General features: G+C 67.5%; 16 protein-coding genes. 9 read left to right on the top strand and 7 right to left on the bottom strand.

The genetic code is table 11. The features are described 5' to 3' along the window. Positions 1-138: 138 nt before the first annotated feature. Entirely contained in the window at positions 139-1,281 is a 1,143-nt protein-coding gene (locus VHO04_RS17815) for an SPOR domain-containing protein (RefSeq protein ID WP_329629547.1), read from the bottom strand. Positions 1,282-1,540: 259 nt separating this feature from the next. Here VHO04_RS17815 and VHO04_RS17820 point away from each other — a divergent pair, with 259 nt between their 5' ends. The 4 genes from VHO04_RS17820 to VHO04_RS17835 all read left to right on the top strand — a co-directional run bounded on the left by VHO04_RS17820 (position 1,541) and on the right by VHO04_RS17835 (position 4,854). Next, complete coding sequence (locus VHO04_RS17820) at positions 1,541-2,263, top strand: ParA family protein (protein WP_257543179.1); 723 nt, start codon at positions 1,541-1,543, stop codon at positions 2,261-2,263. A gap of 10 nt (positions 2,264-2,273) precedes the next feature. After that, positions 2,274-2,948, top strand: coding sequence for a hypothetical protein (locus VHO04_RS17825; RefSeq protein ID WP_414713136.1), 675 nt, complete (start codon positions 2,274-2,276; stop codon positions 2,946-2,948). A 20-nt stretch (positions 2,949-2,968) separates the two neighbouring features. Beyond that, entirely contained in the window at positions 2,969-4,402 is a 1,434-nt protein-coding gene (locus VHO04_RS17830; RefSeq protein ID WP_329629548.1) for an SPOR domain-containing protein, read from the top strand. Between the two features lie 152 nt (positions 4,403-4,554). Continuing rightward, positions 4,555-4,854 (top strand): GIY-YIG nuclease family protein, encoded by a 300-nt coding sequence (locus tag VHO04_RS17835; RefSeq protein WP_329629549.1) that lies wholly within the window; start codon positions 4,555-4,557, stop codon positions 4,852-4,854. Positions 4,855-4,917: 63 nt separating this feature from the next. On the opposite strand, the gene VHO04_RS17840 is transcribed toward VHO04_RS17835, so the two are convergent. The 6 genes from VHO04_RS17840 to VHO04_RS17865 all read right to left on the bottom strand — a co-directional run bounded on the left by VHO04_RS17840 (position 4,918) and on the right by VHO04_RS17865 (position 11,779). Further along, positions 4,918-6,081 (bottom strand): helix-turn-helix transcriptional regulator, encoded by a 1,164-nt coding sequence (locus VHO04_RS17840; RefSeq protein WP_329629550.1) that lies wholly within the window; start codon positions 6,079-6,081, stop codon positions 4,918-4,920. A gap of 219 nt (positions 6,082-6,300) precedes the next feature. Beyond that, positions 6,301-7,287 (bottom strand): hypothetical protein, encoded by a 987-nt coding sequence (locus VHO04_RS17845; RefSeq protein WP_329629551.1) that lies wholly within the window; start codon positions 7,285-7,287, stop codon positions 6,301-6,303. A gap of 233 nt (positions 7,288-7,520) precedes the next feature. After that, positions 7,521-8,735 carry a dihydroorotase gene (locus VHO04_RS17850; protein ID WP_329629552.1) on the bottom strand — a complete coding sequence of 405 codons (1,215 nt, stop codon included), beginning with the start codon at positions 8,733-8,735 and terminating at the stop codon, positions 7,521-7,523. Continuing rightward, positions 8,726-9,721 (bottom strand): aspartate carbamoyltransferase catalytic subunit, encoded by a 996-nt coding sequence (locus VHO04_RS17855; RefSeq protein ID WP_329629553.1) that lies wholly within the window; start codon positions 9,719-9,721, stop codon positions 8,726-8,728. The genes VHO04_RS17850 and VHO04_RS17855 overlap by 10 nt, the downstream gene beginning before the upstream one ends. 188 nt (positions 9,722-9,909) lie before the next feature. Continuing rightward, a complete protein-coding gene (gene ruvX, locus VHO04_RS17860; RefSeq protein ID WP_329629554.1) occupies positions 9,910-10,368 on the bottom strand; it encodes a Holliday junction resolvase RuvX in 459 nt (152 codons plus the stop codon). Positions 10,369-10,495: 127 nt separating this feature from the next. After that, positions 10,496-11,779, bottom strand: a complete 1,284-nt coding sequence (locus tag VHO04_RS17865; protein ID WP_329629555.1) for a DUF3089 domain-containing protein — start codon at positions 11,777-11,779, stop codon at positions 10,496-10,498. 278 nt (positions 11,780-12,057) lie between these two features. On the opposite strand from VHO04_RS17865, the gene VHO04_RS17870 reads away from it, so the two are divergent. The 5 genes from VHO04_RS17870 (at position 12,058) to gatB (ending at position 17,461) form a co-directional block, all read left to right on the top strand. Then, positions 12,058-13,824, top strand: a complete 1,767-nt coding sequence (locus VHO04_RS17870; RefSeq protein WP_329629556.1) for a DUF4153 domain-containing protein — start codon at positions 12,058-12,060, stop codon at positions 13,822-13,824. Positions 13,825-13,900: 76 nt separating this feature from the next. Next, the gene (gene gatC, locus VHO04_RS17875; protein ID WP_166939344.1) at positions 13,901-14,203 is read left to right on the top strand and encodes an Asp-tRNA(Asn)/Glu-tRNA(Gln) amidotransferase subunit GatC; all 303 of its coding nucleotides are present in this window, start codon (positions 13,901-13,903) and stop codon (positions 14,201-14,203) included. Beyond that, positions 14,203-15,684, top strand: a complete 1,482-nt coding sequence (gene gatA, locus VHO04_RS17880) for an Asp-tRNA(Asn)/Glu-tRNA(Gln) amidotransferase subunit GatA (RefSeq protein WP_329629557.1) — start codon at positions 14,203-14,205, stop codon at positions 15,682-15,684. Before gatC ends, gatA begins: the two co-directional genes overlap by 1 nt. Next, positions 15,681-15,995 (top strand): trypco2 family protein, encoded by a 315-nt coding sequence (locus tag VHO04_RS17885; RefSeq protein WP_329629558.1) that lies wholly within the window; start codon positions 15,681-15,683, stop codon positions 15,993-15,995. The genes gatA and VHO04_RS17885 overlap by 4 nt, the downstream gene beginning before the upstream one ends. Then, entirely contained in the window at positions 15,995-17,461 is a 1,467-nt protein-coding gene (gene gatB, locus VHO04_RS17890; RefSeq protein WP_329629559.1) for an Asp-tRNA(Asn)/Glu-tRNA(Gln) amidotransferase subunit GatB, read from the top strand. Before VHO04_RS17885 ends, gatB begins: the two co-directional genes overlap by 1 nt. Positions 17,462-17,546: the final 85 nt, after the last annotated feature.

The following is a 17,546-nucleotide window of genomic DNA, read 5'->3' on the forward strand; positions in this document are numbered from 1 at the left end:
CTTTGTCATCCCCGCGAAAGCGGGGACCCAGAGCGTGCGTCGGCTAACCCCACACTGGGTTCCCGCTTTCGCGGGAATGACGAAGGGGGGGAAAGGGCAACTCCCCCACCCCGAAGCTGACGGTGTGGGTACCCTCTATTATTGGCTCACCACCAGGCACGCCTGGCCGCCCTTGCGGACCGCGGCGCAGAGGCTTTCGGCGTCGGCCTTGCTCGCGAAGCCGGCGGTCTGGAGACGGGTGACGGTGCCGGCCTTGGCATAAACGGGCGTGCGCCCGGCGACGGCTGGATAGGATTTTTCGAGGCTTTTCCAAAGGCTGCGCGCGTTCGCTTCGACCCCGAAAGCGCCGAACTGGGCGCGCCATGGGCTGGTGCCGGCGTGGACGGCGACGGCGGCCTTGACGGGTTTCGGTTCGGGTTTCGGCTCGGGCTTGGGCGGCAGCTTGCCGCTTTCGGGCGGCGCGGCATAGGTTGTGCCGGGGGCGCCGCCCTTGGCTGCGGTAGCGGCGGCGGTCGCTTCGCTGGCGGCGGTCGCGGCGGCGACGGCGGCCGGGGTCGAGAGCGTCGGTGCGGGTTTGGCCGGGGCGATCACCGGCGGCGGCGTGTAGGTGGCGCCGGGGGTCGAGACGGGTAGGCTCGCGGTTTTGATCGGCGACGGAGCGGGCTTTGCGGGCTCGGGCGCGGCGGCGTTGACCGTGGCGAGGCGTGCGCGCGCTTCGTCCTTTTCGATCGCAGGCAGCATGGCGAGCCCCGCCTGCCGCTGGTCGAGCGGGATCAGATTGTCGAGCTGGACGAGCCGCGCCGAGGCGATGCCGAGCCCCGCGTCGCTCGCGCGCTTGGTCAGCGCATAGGCGCGCGGCCAGTCCTTCGTGGCATAGTCGCCGTTGAACATCGCGGTGCCGAGGACATATTGCGCGCGCGGTTCGCCGCGCGCCGCCGACGCCTTGATATAGGGCATCGCCTCGTCGCGCTTGTTCGCGGTGAAGAGGATGAGGCCGAGATTGTCCTCGGCCTGAAGATGGCCCTGCTTCGCGGCGCGGCGATACCAGCTTTCGGCCTGGCCGAGGTCGGCGGGAACGCCGCGACCGAGCTTGTAGGCCTGGCCGAGGTTGAATTCGGCGTCGGCGTCGCCCGCGACGGCGAGCGGGCGCCATTCGGCGACCGCCTGCTGATAGTCGCCCGCCTGCCAGGCCTCGACACCGGCCTTGACGTCGGCGTGCGCGGGCGCGGCGAGCGCGAGGAGCGGCAGGGCCAGGAACGCGGCGGCGCGGAAAGAAGGCATGTCGATTCTCCAATGACTTGCGGCGCGCGACGGGCGCCGGCAGTCCCCGGGACGGTGCCCTACCCATAAAGGGCTAACAGCGCGTTAGCATCATCCAGGGGCAAACCGACTCCGTGCCGGATCGGGACACAATGGTATCAACGGTCCGTTTACCATGGATGTGCGTGGATCGTTCACCTTCTTTTTATCATCGTTAACTCAATTTTAGCGCCCCGCATGGCATCCCGTCGCCGATTTCAGATTGTCGAGGGGGACATCAGTGCGCGTTTTGGCATTGGCTTCACAGAAAGGCGGGTCGGGCAAGACCACCCTGTCGGGGCACCTGGCGGTGCAGGCGCAGCTTGCCGGCGCCGGGCCGGTCGTGCTGATCGATATCGACCCGCAAGGCTCGCTCGCCGACTGGTGGAACGAGCGCGAAACCGACCTTCCGGCCTTTGCGCAGACCACCGTCGCGCGGCTCGCCTCCGACCTCGAGATCCTGCGCCAGCAGGGCTTCAAGCTGGCGGTCATCGACACCCCGCCCGCGATCACCATGGCGATCCAGAGCGTTATCGGCGTCGCCGAGCTGATCATCGTCCCGACGCGGCCGAGCCCACATGACCTGCGCGCCGTCGGCGCCACCGTTGACCTGTGCGAACGCGCGGGCAAGCCGCTGGTGTTCGTCGTCAACGGCGCCACCCCCAAGGCGAAGATCACCAGCGAGGCCGCGGTCGCGCTGTCGCAGCACGGCACCGTGGCGCCGATCACGCTGCACCATCGCACCGACTATGCCGCGTCGATGATCGACGGCCGCACGGTGATGGAGGTCGATCCCAACGGCCGCTCGGCCGAGGAAATCCGCCAGCTCTGGACCTATGTCAACGACCGGCTCGAAAAGAATTTCCGCCGCACCATCTTCTCCTCGCCGATGCCCGCGCAGCCGGGTTACGGCACGGTCCGCCCAATGGGCGGTGGCTTCGGCCGCCGCATCGCCGGCCAGTAAGGGGAGCGGAATGATGGGCGAACCCAAACCTCTCGCTTCGCTGTCCGCCGGACTGCTCGCCCGCAAGGGCGGCGCGCGTCCCGCGATGCGCCGCGCCCCGCTGGGCATGGGCGCCGCCGCGCCGATGACCGGTGAAGGCTATGACGACCTTGGCTGGAACGACATGGGCTATGACGTCGATCCCGATCAGAATGCCGCCGCCGAACCCGCGCGCATGGTCGACCTGAAGCCGCTGCTCGCCGGATCGGTGCTGACGCATAATGCGGAGGCCGAACATGCGGTCGAGGAGTCGGCGGGTCACGAACTGACCGATGCGCTCGCCGCCGGGTTCGAGCCCGAAGCGGCGCCGGAAGCGATCGACGTGCCCGAAATCGTGCGCCAGCAGGAATCCTTGCTCGACCGCGTCGCTGCGGTGGCGCGCAAGGTCGAGACGCGGCCCGCGCCGAAAGCGAAGAAGGAGCGCGCGCCGCGCGCGCTGCGGGCGCGCGAGAAGGCGGCCTTCACGCTGCGCCTCGACGCCGAGCGCCACCTGCGCCTGCGCCTCGCGAGCGCGGTGACGAACCGATCGTCGCAGGTCATCCTGACCGACCTGCTCGACGAATATCTGGCCTCGCTGCCCGAGATCGACGCGATGGCGAGCCGCTTGCCGGCGGCGCGGCCCGCGCGCCGGACACAGGCGTCCTGAACGAGATGGGGGGACTTTCGATGAACCGCAAATTGCTGAGGAACCTCGCGGTTTCGGGCTTCGCGCTGAGCGTCGTCACCGGATGCAGCGGGATGGCGAAGATGGCGAACGCCGCGCCCGAATCGAACCGCGCGCCCGCGCCCGCCGCGAAAGCCGCCGACAAGGCACGCGACGCGCTCGAGGCCGGCAAGCCGACCAAGGCGGTGGCGCTCGCCGAAGCCGCGGTCGCCGCGAGCCCGCGCGACGCGACCTATCGCGCGCTGCTCGGCCAGGCCTATCTGGGCGACGGGCGCTTTTCGTCGGCGACCTCGGCGCTGAGCGATGCGATGGAGCTGGGGGCGAAGGACGGCAACACCGTCATCGCGCTGACTCTCGCCTATATCGCGCAGGGCAAGAATGATCAGGCAAACGACCTGCTGAAGCGCAATTTCAACGTCGTTCCGGCGTCGGACATGGGGCTCGCGCTGGCGCTGACCGGCGACAGTAATTCGGCGATCTATATGCTGACCGAAGCCGCGCGGGCGCCCGACGCCACCGCGCGGACGCGGCAGAATCTGGCGCTCGCGTTCGCACTGTCGGGCCGCTGGGCACAGGCGCGCGTCCTCGCCGCGCAGGACCTGTCGCTCGACAAGGTCGAGGCGCGGATGCTCGAATGGTCGAAGCTCGCCGAACAGCCCGATGCCGGGATGCGCGTCGCCAGCCTGCTCGGCACCGCGGCGCGGGCCGATGCCGGTATGCCGGTGCGCCTGGCGCTGAGCAATTACAGCGGTACCGAAATGGCGGCGGCCGATGCGCCCGTCGAACTGGCAAGCGCCGACGCGCTCTCGCCCGTCGCCGACCCGGCGCCGGTCGCGGCCTTTGCGCCGCCGCCGCCCGTCGAGGCTGCCCCGGTTCTGGCCTCGACCGCGCCGAGCCCGATCCGCACCGTCGAACTGCCGATGCCGGCGCGCGACGAAAATGGCGTGGTGCCGGTCACCGAACTGCCGCAGCCGAAGCCGGCCGAGATCATCCTGGCCGACGCCAAACCCTATCGTGCCGCGCCGCGCGTCGCGGGCGACCATGTCGAGGCGATCCGCCCGGCGCAAAGGCAAGCGCTCGAACTGGCGACGAAGATCCTGCCGCGGGCGATGGCTTTCGACGCCAAAAAGCCCTCGGGCTGGGCGGTACAACTCGGCGCCTATGACAGCCTGGGCATCGCCAAGGAAAAATGGGGCGTGCTGAAGCAGCGGAGCGCGATGCTCGGCAATTATCCGGCGTCGAGCCACGCCGCGGTGGTGAACGGCCGCACCTTCTATCGCCTGACCGTCAACGGCCTTGCGACCCGCGCCGATGCGTCGAAGCTGTGCGGTGAACTCAAGGCCAAGGGGCAGGTGTGTTTCATCCGCCAGATGGGCGGCAGCGAAAGCATCCAGTGGGCGGCGGCGGCCAAGCCGGTGCGCATGGCGGCGCGCTGACCGAATTTGGGGGCCTCGCGCAAGCGAGGACAGGGGAGGGGCGCGGCTGCGGGGCCGCGCCCTTTTTCTTTTTGCGACAGGCAGTCGAAGGGCCACTCATCTATCGTCGCCCCGGGCTTGACCCGGGGCCCCGCTTTTTTCATTCATTGCCAATGGCGCGGGAAGGGCGAGGCGGCTGGGTCTACATCATGGCCGATCGGTATCGCGGCACGATGTATGTCGGTGTCACGGCGCAGTTGGCCGCGCGCATCCATCAACATCGAAAGGGCGAGGGCTCTGACTTTTGCGCGCGATATGGGCTGATCAGGCTCGTTTGGGCGGAGCGCGGTGACGACATCGTCGGTTGCATCGGATATGAGAAACGTCTCAAGCGCTGGCATCGCCAATGGAAATTCGACTTGATCGAACGCGCCAATCCTGACTGGCTCGATATGTTCGATACGCTGGCCTGAATCCGAAAGCGGGATCCCGGGTCAAGCCCGGGATGACGAAGGCAGGGAATGGGCTCCGAAAGATCAGCCGCCCGCCGTCACCGGTAACCGCGCCAGCGTCGCGACGAGTTGGGCCTGGCTGGTCGCGCCGGTCTTGCGGAAGATGCCCTTGAGCAGGAAGCGTGCGGCGTTGAGGCTGACGGCGCGGAGCGCGGCATAGTCCTGGAGCGTCTGCCCCGCCGCGAGCGCGACGGCGAGGCGCGCTTCGGCGGGGGTCAGGGCGAACCATTGCGCGACGCGGTCGATCTCGACCACCGGCGTCTCGCCCGGCGAACTGCCGAGCGTGACGACCAGCGCGGCGCCGAGCTGGACGCCGCCGATCTGTTCGGCCGACTGACGCGTGATGCGCGCAGCGAGCACCGGGCATTCGGCGCCGGACTCGTTCACGGCCTGAAAGGCGAGGCCCGCGGGCGCGGGGCCGGCGGCGAGGTCGAGCAGCTTCTTCTGGCTCGCGGTGTGGGTGAAGGCAAAGCGGTCGCCGCCAAGGCGGATGAAGCCCGCCTCTGCATAGCGCGCGGCGCGGCTGTTCATCGCGAGGATGTTGAGCTGTTCGTCGAGGCTGAAGATCGCGAAGGGTGCGGCGTCGGCGGCGGCGCGCGCGGCGCCCGCCGCAAGTTCGAGCGAGGCGATGCGGTCGCTGATCCGCATCGCGCGCTGGATATGCGGGGCGAGGATGCGCAGGCCGCGCTTCAGCTTCTCGGCATCGCGGTCGCCGGGGCCGGGGAGCATCAGTCCCAGCCGTTCACCGCCGCGCCGGTCGAGCAGCACCCCGATCAGCCGGTCGATGCCATAGGGTTTCAGGAAATTGCGAAAGAATTCGGACTCGTAGAATTCCTCGCGGGTCATGATGTCATAGCTGTCGACGACGCTGCCGTTCGCATAGCGCGGGAATTTGCGCGACCAGGGGTGGTTGCCGGCATAGACGGCGGTGTAGATTTCCTGGATGCCCGCGGCGAGCCCGGTCGCGGCAACGAAGCGCGCGCGCGGCGGGCTGGTGCTTTCCCACAGGATGAAAGCGGCCTCCCAGCGCAGCGGGCAGAGCGCGCCGGTGATGCGCGCGAGCGTGTCGTTCCAGCGTTCGGGATGCAGCACCGAATCATAGATGCGGCCGATCAACTCGTTCAGCACCTCCCATTCGGCGGCGGTGTCGGTATCGGGCGAAGGCTGTGGAACGGAATCGATCGGCACTGTCGTCCCCGGCTGAAAGGAGCGGCGGCGGGATTCGTCGAGGACGGCCCTTGGGCACCAAACAATGCGGCGGAAAAAAATGCAATGCTACCCGATCGGGTAGCGAAATTGTCTTGGTGATCGGCCAATCATCCGGGGCGACCCAAGCACGGGATGATCCACCATAATCGTTCCGTTTATCTTGAAGCCCGCCGGTTCGCCGACGGGCTTCTTTTTTGCCTATCGCGGTGCGGTCGCCGAACACCAGGTGAAGACGCGCTGATATTCCTCGCCGGGTTCGGCAATGAAGCTGCGCGGTCCTGTAACCTGCACGACGTCGGCCGCGTCGCCGAGCTTGTATCTGCCGCCGCCGAGATTCTTGACCGGCTTGATGGCATAATCACCGTCGATGTCCTGCCAATAAGCCGGCGTGATCACGATGCCGTCGTTCGCCGTTGCGCCCGCGCACTTCGTTCCGATGACGTAAAAGCCGAGCGGGACGGGGAGGCCCGCGACCATCTTCGGCTGGCCCCCGGGCGCCGCAGGGGCGGGAGCCGTCATCGCGGCCTGTTCCTCCCGGTCGCGTTCCTCCGGGCTCTTGCACGGCTTGCCGTCGTCGAACCAGCCGCCGTCGCCCGAATAATCCTTGCCCGACCAGCGCGCGCGGTGGAAGCAGAAGCCGGGACCGCCGATCTCGATATCGGGCCACGGCGAGCCCTTGCGCGGGACGAACATCGGAATGCCCGAGCTGTTGATCAACGGCTTCCAGCCGCTGCCGGTCCAGCTCACGATCGCAAATCCCCGCTCCGTGTTACCATAGCAATAAAGGCCGGAGTCGCTGACGACGACTTCGGGATTGCCGTCGCCGTTGAGGTCGCGGATCGACGGTTCGCTTGCAAACTGGCTGTCGTCGATTCCGGCGCTGCAGCCTTCCTTTGCCGAATCCGCATCGGCCGCCCAGACCTTGCCGAACTTCTTGAAGCCGGCCGTCTTCATGATCGCGTCATAGTCGCTTGCGGCAAGGCTGCTGGCCCGCATCGGCAGCGTCCAACCGGCGGGACCGCTCGCCGGTTTCGCCGCGACCGTGGCCGGAGCGCCGGGGGCGCCGTCGGTTGTCGCGGCATCGGCAGAAGCCGCTCCCTGATCGCCCGGTCCCGAACAGGCAGCGAGTGCCGCCGCAAGCATGCCGCTCAGGACGAGGCGGGAGAATTGGGTCGAAAAGCGCATGAGATTTCCCCTCGAATATCCAACGGCGCCGATTTAGGCGGTTGGGATGGGGCGTGTCTTCATGGAGTTCTCAAGAACTTCTAAAGCGTGGGATTGTGGAGGATCCATCCGTCCCTCGTCACCCCGGACTTGATCCGGGGTCCCGCTCTACACCGCTTGAAAGCGGGACCCCGGATCAAGTCCGGGGTGACGGAGAAAATGAAAATCCCTATGCACCCGATCAGCGTGCCCGATCAGCGGATGCGCTGGCCGCCCTTCCACAGCATCGTCGCGCGGCCCTGAACCGGCATGCCGTCGAAGGGGGTATTGCCTGCATAGGCCGCCATCTTCTTCGCATCGACCTGCCACGGCGTGCCCTCGTCGATCAGGATCAGGTCGGCTTCCAGTCCCGGCTCGAGGCGGCCGGCGTCGAGGCCGAGCAGCTTGGCCGGGTTGGCGGCGAGGAGGTCGAAGAGGCGGGCGGGGGTGACATGGCCGTCGCGGACGAGCTGAAGGCCCATCGCGAGCAGGGTCTCGGCCCCCGCCATGCCGGGCGCGGCCTCGGCGAAGGGAAGGCGCTTGTCCTCCGGCCCGCGCGGGTCGTGGCCCGAGGCGAGGACGTCGATCGTGCCGTCGGCGACGGCGGCGAGGCAGGCGTGGCGGTCGTCCTCGCTGCGCAGCGGCGGCGACAGGCGCGCGAAGGTGCGGAAATCGCCGATCGCGGTGTCGGAGAGGAAGAGATGCGCCGGGGTGATGCCACAGGTGACGCATAGGCCGCGGGCCTTGGCGTCGCGGATCAGGTCCAGCCCGCGCGCGGTGGTGACCTGGCGGAAATGGATCGCGGCGCCGGTTTCCTCGGCGAGCATCAGGTCGCGCGCGATCGCCATCGCCTCCGCGATCGCGGGCGCCGAAGCGAGGCCGAGCCGGGTCGCCATCTCGCCATCGGTCGCGACGGCGCCGACAGTCAGCCCTTCGTCCTCGGCATGGGCGATGACGGTGAGGCCGAGCGCGGCGGCGTAAGCGAGGACGCGGCGCATCACGCCCGCGTCGGCGATGCGCGCGCGGCCGGTGGCGACGGCGCGCGCGCCCGCCTGTTTCATCAGCCCGATCTCGGCGAGCTCCTGGCCCGCGAGTCCCTTGGTCGCGGCGGCGAGCGGGTGAACCCAAAGGTCGGGCTTGCCGCCCTTCGCCGCTCGTTCGACCAGCCCGGCGCCGTCGAGCGGGCCGCTGTCGGGCATCAGCGCGGCGCGGGTGATGCCGCCGAAATGAAAGGCGGGCTTGTCGGTCGCGAAGACGCCGAGGTCGATGATGCCGGGGGCGAGCCACTGGCCCCTGGCATCGATGGTTTCCGTGCCTTCTGGCGCTTCACTCGGGTTCAGCGCGGCGATGCGGCCGTCCACGACGAGCAGGCTTGCGCTTTCGCCGCCTAGCAGGCGCGCGTTTGCGATCAGGAGCGGGGTCAGTTCCATCCCGGCACTCCCCGCTTGCGGCGCGTCAGGATGTCGAGGCACGCCATGCGCACCGCGACGCCCATTTCGACCTGCTCGGTGATCGTCGAGCGCGCGGGATCGTCGGCGACGCTGCTGTCGATCTCGACCCCGCGGTTCATCGGGCCGGGGTGCATGACGATCGCGTCGGGCTTCGCGCGTTCGAGGCGCTTCGGGGTCAGGCCGTAGAGCGCGTGATATTCGCGCGGGCTGGGGAGGTAGGCCCCGTCCATGCGCTCGTTCTGGAGGCGGAGCATCATCACGACGTCGGCATCCTTCAGCCCTTCGTCCATGTCGGAGAAGGGGAGGACGTGCATCCGTTCGATCGCGGGCGGGATCAGCGTCGGCGGCGCGACGACGCGCACCTCGTTGCCGAGCAGGGTGAGCGCGAGGATGTTCGAGCGTGCGACGCGGCTGTGCAGCACGTCGCCGCAGATCGCGACGGTCAGCCCCTCGACCTTGCCCTTGCGGCGGCGGATGGTGAGCGCGTCGAGCAACGCCTGCGTCGGATGCTCGTGGCGGCCGTCGCCCGCGTTGAGGACCGGGCAGTCGACCTTGTCGGCGATGAGCTGCACCGCGCCCGAGCTCGCATGGCGGATGACGATCGCGTCGGCGCGCATCGCGTTCAGCGTCATCGCGGTGTCGATCAGCGTCTCGCCCTTCTTCACGCTCGACTGCGCGGCGTGCATGTTGACGACGTCGGCGCCGAGGCGCTTTCCGGCGATCTCGAACGACAGCAAGGTGCGGGTCGAATTTTCGAAAAAGGCGTTGATGATGGTGAGCCCGGCGAGGCGATCGTCGTGCTTGGCGGCGCCGCTGCGGTTCATTTCGACCCACTGTTCGGCGGCGTCGAGGACGTAGGAGATTTCCCACGGGGTGAGCTGGGCGATGCCGGTGAGGTGGCGATGGCGAAAGGCATCGCCGCCGGGCGGATAGTCGCTGGCGGGTCGGATCGTTGCGCTTGTCATTAAAGCCGAGCCTCTACGCAGGAGTTGCGATAATCGCAAGCATGATCCTCCCCGGAACGGGGAGGGGGACCGCCGAAGGCGGTGGAGGGGCACAGGAGGTTTGCGCAGCGCCTGATCGCGCGCAGGATTCGGCCGCACCTGCCCCTCCACCACCCTGCGGGTGGTCCCCCTCCCCGTTCCGGGGAGGATCAGCGCGTCATCGCGTCGATCGCGCCTTGCAGGATGAAGGCCGCCGCCGCGCTGTCGACCCGCTCGGCGCGCTTGGCGCGGCTGACGTCGGCGGCGATCATCGCGCGTTCGACGGCAGCGGTCGACCAGCGCTCGTCCCAGAGCAGGACGGGCAGGCCGAGCGGGGAGAGGTTGCGCGCGAAGGCGCGGGTGCTCTGGGTCCGCGGGCTGTCGGTGCCGTCCATGTTGAGCGGAAGCCCGACGACGAGGCCGACGACCGATTGCGCCGCGATCAATGTCTTCAGCGCTTCGAGATCGACCGAGAATTTCTTGCGGAGGATCGTCTTGTCGGGGCTCGCGAAGCTCCACCCGGCGTCGCAGAGCGCGACGCCGATCGTCTTGGTTCCGACGTCGAGCCCCGCGAGGCGGCCGCCGTTCGGCAGCGCGGCGGCGAAATCGGGGGCGAGGGTGGTGATCATCAAAACCTCTCTAACCGTTCGTGTCGAGCGAAGTCGAGACGCCCATCGGCAGCGCACGCCTTTGGGGTGTCTCGACTTCGCTCGACACGAACGGATTGGAGGCCATGGGCGAGAGCGGGACCCCGGATCAAGTCCGGGGTGACGAGGGAGGAGAAGGGGGCGCCGCTGCCGCAACCGGCGCCGCCGGGGGCGGCACCGGCGAGGGCTTGCCTTCATAGGTCGCCAGACGCCGCAGCGCGTCGGCGCGGACGTTCGCCCAGAAGAGGGTGATGTCGTAAACGTGGTAATTATTGCCCGGGAGCACATAGCCCGCGACGACATAATTCTTTGCCGCGTCGGCGTCGCCGATCAGCAGAAAGCCGCGATCGGCGTCGCACTGGGCACCAACCTTGCCCGCGATCAGCGTCCCCGCCTTGAACCCCGCGCTCGGCTTCAGCGTGCCGATATTGGCGTCGGGGCCGGCGGTGGTGTCGGGAATGCCGGTGAGCGGATTGGTGCAGAGCATCCGCGTCCCCGCGCGCGGGCGGCCGTCGAAGCCGATCGTGCCGTCATAGGCGCCGGTGACCATCGCCGTGTCGGCGGGCTCGGCGAAGGTCGCCCAGCTCAGGATGCAGCCCTTCTGCTCGGGCGTCTGGCAGGCGGGAAGGCCGAGCGCTTCCATGTCGGTGTCGAGGCTGATCGGCCAGCCGATCACATAGGCCGCGACGATCCGCTTCGCGAGCGGGGTGCCCGCGATCCGGTTCTTGATCAGCATTTCGATATGCAGCGCGCCCTGACTGTGCCCCGCGAGGATGATCGGCTTGTTCTTCGGGATCGAAGCGACGAAGGCGTCGAACGCCTGCTCGACGTCGCGATAGGCGGCGTCGATCGCCTTGCCCGCGGTGACGCGATCCTCGGCGAGGAAGGCGCCGAGCGTCGCCTGGCGGTAGCGCGGCGCCCACACTTGACCCGCGTCGCCGAACGCGCTCGCCATGCCCTGCATGAACAATTTGGCGCGGTAATTGGCGTCGGCATCGTCGAGCGGGGCATTCCAGCTCGCCTTGCTGTAATAGCTCGTCGGGTGGACGAAGAAGATCGCGGCGTCGCCCCTGGGAAAGGCCGCTTCGGCGGCGTCGGCGGGGGCCGCGGCCTTGGCGGGCGGGATCAGTTTGCCGGAGGCGTCCTTTGCCGGAGCGGTTTCGTCGGTCGCGGGCGGGCGCCAGTCTGACGGGTCGGCGTCGAGGCCGGGGCGCGCGAACCACATTTTGGGATCGTCATAGGTGTTCGGCGCGGCGACGGTCTGTTCGACGAATTCGGTGCTCGGCACGAAGGCGACGCGGCCGAACCAGCCGGGATTGAGCTGATAGGCGATCCCGACCCCGAGGATGAGGAGAATGATCGCGGCGATGGCATAGAGGAATTTGCGGGCCAAAGGGGGGCTCCATGGGAGAGGATTTGAGCGCTATCTAGCTATTCGCGACCGCGCCTTCAAATGCCCCGTCATATTGACTTCGTTTCCATGGCGATGGGGCGTGTTTCGACTCCGTCACCCCGGACTTGATCCGGGGCCCCGCTTTCCCCGCGTTGCTGAGCGGGACCCCGGATCAAGTACGGGGTGACGAAGAAAACGAGATTGCACTCTACTCTTCAAACTGCGTCGCTGTTCCGAAACAAGTTCAGCATGACGAATAGAAAAGGTAGACGTCGTGCATGACCGATGCGCCCGCAAGCCCGTCCGCTCCCGATTCGCCCCGTCTTTCGGCACGGCTCGACGACAGTGACCCGCCCTGGCCGCTGCGGCCGTGGATCATGGCGCTGGTCGGCACGGTCGAGGGGCTGATCTTTCATCTGCTGATCGACCGTTCTCAAAGCGCGCCGGGCCGCGACGCGCTCGCGGCGTTCGTCGCGGTTGCGACCGTCGTCTTCCTGCTCGGGGTCGAGCGGCGGCGCTGGCATTGGGCGGCGGGGTTCGCGCTGGCGTGGGGCGCCGTCATCGGGCTGATCGCCTGGCATTCGGCGGGCTATAATGTCGGCGGATCGCCGTTCGAATGGCCCTTCTGGTCGGGGATGCTCGCCGTGCTCGTCGCGACGCCGCTGTTCCAGACGCGGCGCGACGTCGCGCCCGACTGGCGTTTCTGGAAGTTGTGGGACATGCCCTATGCGCGGCTGCACAGCCACGCCTGGGCCGATGCGGTGATCGGCGCGGCGGGACTGGCGTTCGTCGGCGTGACCTTTTTGCTGATCGTGCTGATCGGGCAGATGTTCAAGCTGATCGGGATCAATCTGATCTTCGATCTGCTCAATGACGAATGGTTCGGTTGGATGCTTGCGGGCGCGGCGTTCGGCGGCGCGGTGGGGTTGCTCCGCGAACGCGACAAGCTGGTCGCGACCCTGCAGCGGCTGGTGATGATCGTGCTGGCGGTGCTGGCGCCGGTGCTGGCGGCCGCACTGCTGCTGTTCCTGCTCTCGCTGATCGGCACCGGGCTGACGCCGCTGTGGGAATCGGGCTTTTCGACCGCGGCGCTGATGATGGCGGCCGCCGCCTTCGCGGTGCTGCTCGCCAATGCGGCGGTCGGCAGTGGGCGCGACGAGCGCGCGAACAATCGCCTGCTGCACGTCGCGGCGGCGGCGCTGGTCGCCGCGGTGCTGCCGCTGGCGGCGATCGCCTTTTATTCGATGTCTCTGCGCGTGGGGCAATATGGCTGGACCCCCGAGCGTTTGTGGGGCGTGATCGCGGCGGCGATCGCGCTCGCCTATGGTGCGGCGGGGCTGTGGTCGGTGGTGCGCGGGCGGCGGGATTTCGACGATCTCTTGCGGCCGTTGCAGCAGAAACTGGCGATCGGGCTGATGCTGCTGGCGCTGATCCTGGCGCTGCCGGTCGTGGATTTCGGCGCGATCTCGACGCGCGACCAGCTTGCGCGGCTGAAGTCGGGGGCGGTGTCGGCGCAGCGGTTCGACTGGGCGGCGATGGCCTTCGATTTCGGGCCCGCCGGGCGCCGCGCGCTAGAGGCGCTGGCCCGATCGCCGCAACAGGACCGCGCCGGCCTGGCAAAAATGGCGCTCAAGGCGAAATATCGCAGCGCCGTGCCGGGGGCAGGGGGGCGGTATGGCGCCGACGTTGCCGTGGCCGCAAAGAAGATCGAGGACAAGCTGCGCGTCCTGCCGGTGGGGGCGGCGCTGGCGCCCGACGCCTATGCCGCGATCGACGAGAGCGGATATTGCCTGAGCCAGCCCTGCATCGCCTATCGGCTGGACGATAACCAGATCGTGGTGGCGCGGCTCGGCGATCATGTTACCCTGTTCCAGCGGATGCCCGCCACTCGCCAATGGCGCCAATATGACGAGCATCCGCCGAGCCTTGCGCCCGCCATGCTGGGGACCGCCGCGGATCTGGCGAAGGCGACGGTCGAGGTGCGCCCGGTGACGCGGCGCCAGTTGTTCGTGAACGGCAAGCCGCTGGGCGACGATTTCCCATAGCCATCGGCGCTGCCGCCGCTTGAAGCGCGCCGGACACAATGCTAGCGGCCCAGCTTCTCCCGATAAGGCGATAATGATGGCAATCGATCAGGCAACAGTCAGGAAAATAGCGTCGCTGGCGCGCATCGCGATCAGCGATGCCGAAGCCGCGGCGATGGAAGGCGAATTGAACGGCATCCTCGGCTGGGTCGAGCAACTCGGCGAGGTCGATGTGACCGGGGTCGAGCCGATGACGGCGGTGATTCCCAACACGCTGCGGCTGCGCGACGATGTCGTCGACGCCGATCCGCTGACCGGCGGCAACCGCCGCGACGATATTCTCGCGAACGCGCCTGCGCCGCAGCACGGCTTTTTCGGCGTTCCCAAGGTGATCGAATAATGACCGAGCTTACCAACCTGACCGTCGCGCAGATCCGCGACGGGCACCGCGCGGGCGATTTCAGCGCCGTCGAGGTCGCGGAGGCGTTCAACGCCAATGTCGCGGGCGCGAAGGCGCTCAACGCGTTCATCGTCGAGACGCCCGAGCTTGCACTGGCGGCGGCGAAGACGGCCGACGCCGGCCGCGCGGCTGGCGCGCTGAAGCCGCTGTCGGGCGTGCCGATCGGCATGAAGGATCTGTTCGCGACCAACGGCGTCCAGACGACCGCCGCGAGCCATATGCTCGAAGGTTTCGTGCCGCGCTATGAATCGACCGTGTCGCAGAAATTGTGGGATGCGGGCGCGGGCATGCTGGGGAAGCTGAACCTCGACCAGTTCGCGATGGGATCGTCGAACGAGACCTCATACTTCGGCAATGTGATCAGCCCGTGGCGGCGCAACGATGGCGGTAATGCCGCGCTCGCGCCGGGCGGGTCGTCGGGCGGCAGTTCGTCGGCGATCGCGGCGCGGCTCTGCCCCGCGGCGACGGGGACCGACACCGGCGGCTCGATCCGCCAGCCTGCGGCCTTTACCGGCATTTCGGGGATCAAGCCGACCTATGGCCGCTGCTCGCGCTGGGGCATCGTCGCCTTCGCGAGCTCGCTCGACCAGGCGGGACCGATGGCGCGCGACGTGCGCGACTGCGCGATCATGCTCGAAAATATGGCGGGCTTCGATCCCAAGGATGCGACAAGTCTCGATTTGCCCGTGCCGAATTGGGAAGCGGCTTTGTCAAGCGATCTCAAGGGCAAGACGGTCGGTATTCCCAAGGAGTATCGGCTGGAGGGCATCGACCCCGACATCGACGCGATGTGGGATGCCGGGATCGCGATGCTGAAGGATGCGGGGGCCGAGGTCGTCGAAATCAGCCTGCCGCACACCAAATATGCGCTGCCCGCTTACTATATCATCGCGCCCGCCGAAGCCTCGTCGAACCTCGCGCGCTACGACGGCGTGCGTTATGGTTTGCGCGATCTGCCGCAGGGCGCGGGACTGCAGGACATGTACGCCGCGACGCGCGCCGACGGCTTCGGGCCCGAGGTCAAGCGCCGGATCATGATCGGCACCTATGTGCTGTCGGCGGGCTTCTACGACGCTTATTACACGCAGGCGCAGAAGGTGCGGACGCTGATCGCGCGCGATTTCGAACAGGCATTTGCAAGCTGCGACGTGATCCTCGCGCCGACCGCGCCCTCGGCGGCGTTCGGGCTGGGCGAAAAGACCGCCGATCCGCTGGCGATGTACCTCAACGACGTATTCGCGGTGCCCGCGAGCCTCGCGGGGCTGCCCGCGATGTCGGTCCCCGCGGCGCTGAACCGCGAAGGGCTGCCGCTTGGGTTGCAGATCATCGGCAAGGCCTTCGACGAGCAGGGCGTGCTGAACGCGGGGCTGGCGATCGAGGAACGCGCCGGGTTCACGGCGCGGGCGGAGAAATGGTGGTGAGCGAAACCATCAACAACGACGAACTGGCGGCATTCGTCACATCGACGTTGAACGCGATTGCCAGCGGCGTTGGCGCTGCGACTTCGGACAGTCACGAATTCGATATCCCCGACCAAATTGAGTTCGAAGTTGCTGTTAAAGCCACGAAGAACTCGGAAGTCGGCGGCGGGCTTCGAATTCAGGTTTTTAGTGCTGAGAGCAAGAAGGGCTCGCAGGACGAAGCAATTAGCAAGATCACCTTCGCAGTGTCCACGTCCAGCAAGCGAAACCGTGGACCGATGCCGAAGCGTGACACAAGTTGGATGGCATAATGACTGAATACCGCATCAAGGGCGAAACCGGCGAGTGGGAGGTCGTGATCGGCCTCGAGGTCCATGCGCAGGTGACCTCCAACGCCAAGCTGTTCTCGGGCGCCGCGACGGCGTTCGGGGCGGAGCCGAACACGCAGGTGTCGCTCGTCGACGCCGCGATGCCCGGCATGCTGCCGGTGCCGAACCGCGAGTGCATCCGTCAGGCGGTGCGCACGGGGATGGCGATCGAGGCCGAGATCAACACATGGTCGCGGTTCGACCGCAAGAATTATTTCTATGCCGATCTGCCGCAGGGCTATCAGATTTCGCAGCTTTATCATCCGCTTGTCGGCGAAGGTTCGCTGATGATCGAGGCCGATGAAAAGGCGGGTCTGCCCGAAGCGAAGCGCATCGGGATCGAGCGCATCCATGTCGAGCAGGATGCCGGCAAGCTGATGCACGACCAGCATCCGACGATGTCGTACGTCGATCTCAACCGCTCGGGCGTCGCGCTGATGGAGATCGTCTCGCGCCCCGACATGCGTTCGCCCGCCGAGGCGGGGGCCTATGTGCGCAAGCTGCGCTCGATCCTGCGCTATGTCGGCTCATGCGACGGCAATATGGAGGAAGGCTCGATGCGCGCCGACGTCAACGTCAGCGTGCGGAGGCCCGGCGACGAGTTCGGGACGCGCACCGAGACGAAGAACGTCAATTCGGTGCGCTTCGTGATGGCGGTGATCGAGGGCGAGGCGAAGCGCCAGGTCGAGTTGATCGAAAGCGGCGGCACGGTGGTGCAGGAAACGCGCCTCTACGACCCCGATCGCAACGAGACGCGCTCGATGCGGTCGAAGGAAGATGCGCATGATTACCGCTACTTCCCCGATCCCGACCTGCTGCCGCTGATCCTCGACGACGCGTTTCTGGCGGAATGCCGCGAGTCCTTGCCCGAACTGCCCGACGCCAAGCGCGCGCGCTATCTGGCGGCGGGGATTTCGCCGTATAACGCCGACGTGCTGACCGCCGAGGTCGAGGCGGCACGCTGGTTCGACGCTTTGCTCGAAGCGGGCGCGAAGCCGGTCGCGGCGGCGAACTGGGTGACGAGCGAGTTGTTCGGCGCGCTCAACCGGCTCGGCAAGGACATTTCGGAATCGCCGGTCAGCCCGGCGCAGGCCGCCGAGCTGCTCGGCCTCGTCGCCGACGGCACGATTTCGGGGACGATCGCCAAGCAGGTGTTCGAGAAGATGCTCGAAAGCGGGGACGGCGCCGCGGCGATCGTCGATCGCGAAGGCCTCAAGCAGACGAGCGACACCGGCGCGATCGAGGCCGAGATCGCCAAGGTGCTCGCTGCCAATGCCGACAAGGTCGAGCAGTATAAGGGCGGCAAGGAAGCCTTGTTCGGCTTTTTCGTCGGGCAGACGATGAAGGCGATGCAGGGCAAGGCCAACCCGCAGGTCGTCAACGAGCTGCTGAAGAAAGCGCTCGGCTGAGAATAGCGGGTCAAGGCGCTGCGAGTGAAAGGAAATAAATGGCAGCGATCGCGCTTGCGTCGCGGTCGCCCTTGTTGCAGCTCCG

It is taken from the genome of Sphingopyxis sp., assembly GCF_036261875.1.
Lineage (GTDB): Bacteria > Pseudomonadota > Alphaproteobacteria > Sphingomonadales > Sphingomonadaceae > Sphingopyxis.

What these genes read in the sequence shown, in the direction of transcription:
- VHO04_RS17815 (WP_329629547.1), bottom strand. Translation starts at nt 1,281, where the DNA reads ATGCCTTCTTTCCGCGCCGCCGCGTTCCTGGCCCTGCCGCTCCTCGCG.
- VHO04_RS17825 (WP_414713136.1), top strand. Translation starts at nt 2,274, where the DNA reads ATGATGGGCGAACCCAAACCTCTCGCTTCGCTGTCCGCCGGACTGCTC.
- VHO04_RS17830 (WP_329629548.1), top strand. Translation starts at nt 2,969, where the DNA reads ATGAACCGCAAATTGCTGAGGAACCTCGCGGTTTCGGGCTTCGCGCTG.
- VHO04_RS17835 (WP_329629549.1), top strand. Translation starts at nt 4,555, where the DNA reads ATGGCGCGGGAAGGGCGAGGCGGCTGGGTCTACATCATGGCCGATCGG.
- VHO04_RS17845 (WP_329629551.1), bottom strand. Translation starts at nt 7,287, where the DNA reads ATGCGCTTTTCGACCCAATTCTCCCGCCTCGTCCTGAGCGGCATGCTT.
- VHO04_RS17850 (WP_329629552.1), bottom strand. Translation starts at nt 8,735, where the DNA reads ATGGAACTGACCCCGCTCCTGATCGCAAACGCGCGCCTGCTAGGCGGC.
- VHO04_RS17855 (WP_329629553.1), bottom strand. Translation starts at nt 9,721, where the DNA reads ATGACAAGCGCAACGATCCGACCCGCCAGCGACTATCCGCCCGGCGGC.
- ruvX (WP_329629554.1), bottom strand. Translation starts at nt 10,368, where the DNA reads ATGATCACCACCCTCGCCCCCGATTTCGCCGCCGCGCTGCCGAACGGC.
- VHO04_RS17870 (WP_329629556.1), top strand. Translation starts at nt 12,058, where the DNA reads ATGACCGATGCGCCCGCAAGCCCGTCCGCTCCCGATTCGCCCCGTCTT.
- gatC (WP_166939344.1), top strand. Translation starts at nt 13,901, where the DNA reads ATGGCAATCGATCAGGCAACAGTCAGGAAAATAGCGTCGCTGGCGCGC.
- gatA (WP_329629557.1), top strand. Translation starts at nt 14,203, where the DNA reads ATGACCGAGCTTACCAACCTGACCGTCGCGCAGATCCGCGACGGGCAC.
- gatB (WP_329629559.1), top strand. Translation starts at nt 15,995, where the DNA reads ATGACTGAATACCGCATCAAGGGCGAAACCGGCGAGTGGGAGGTCGTG.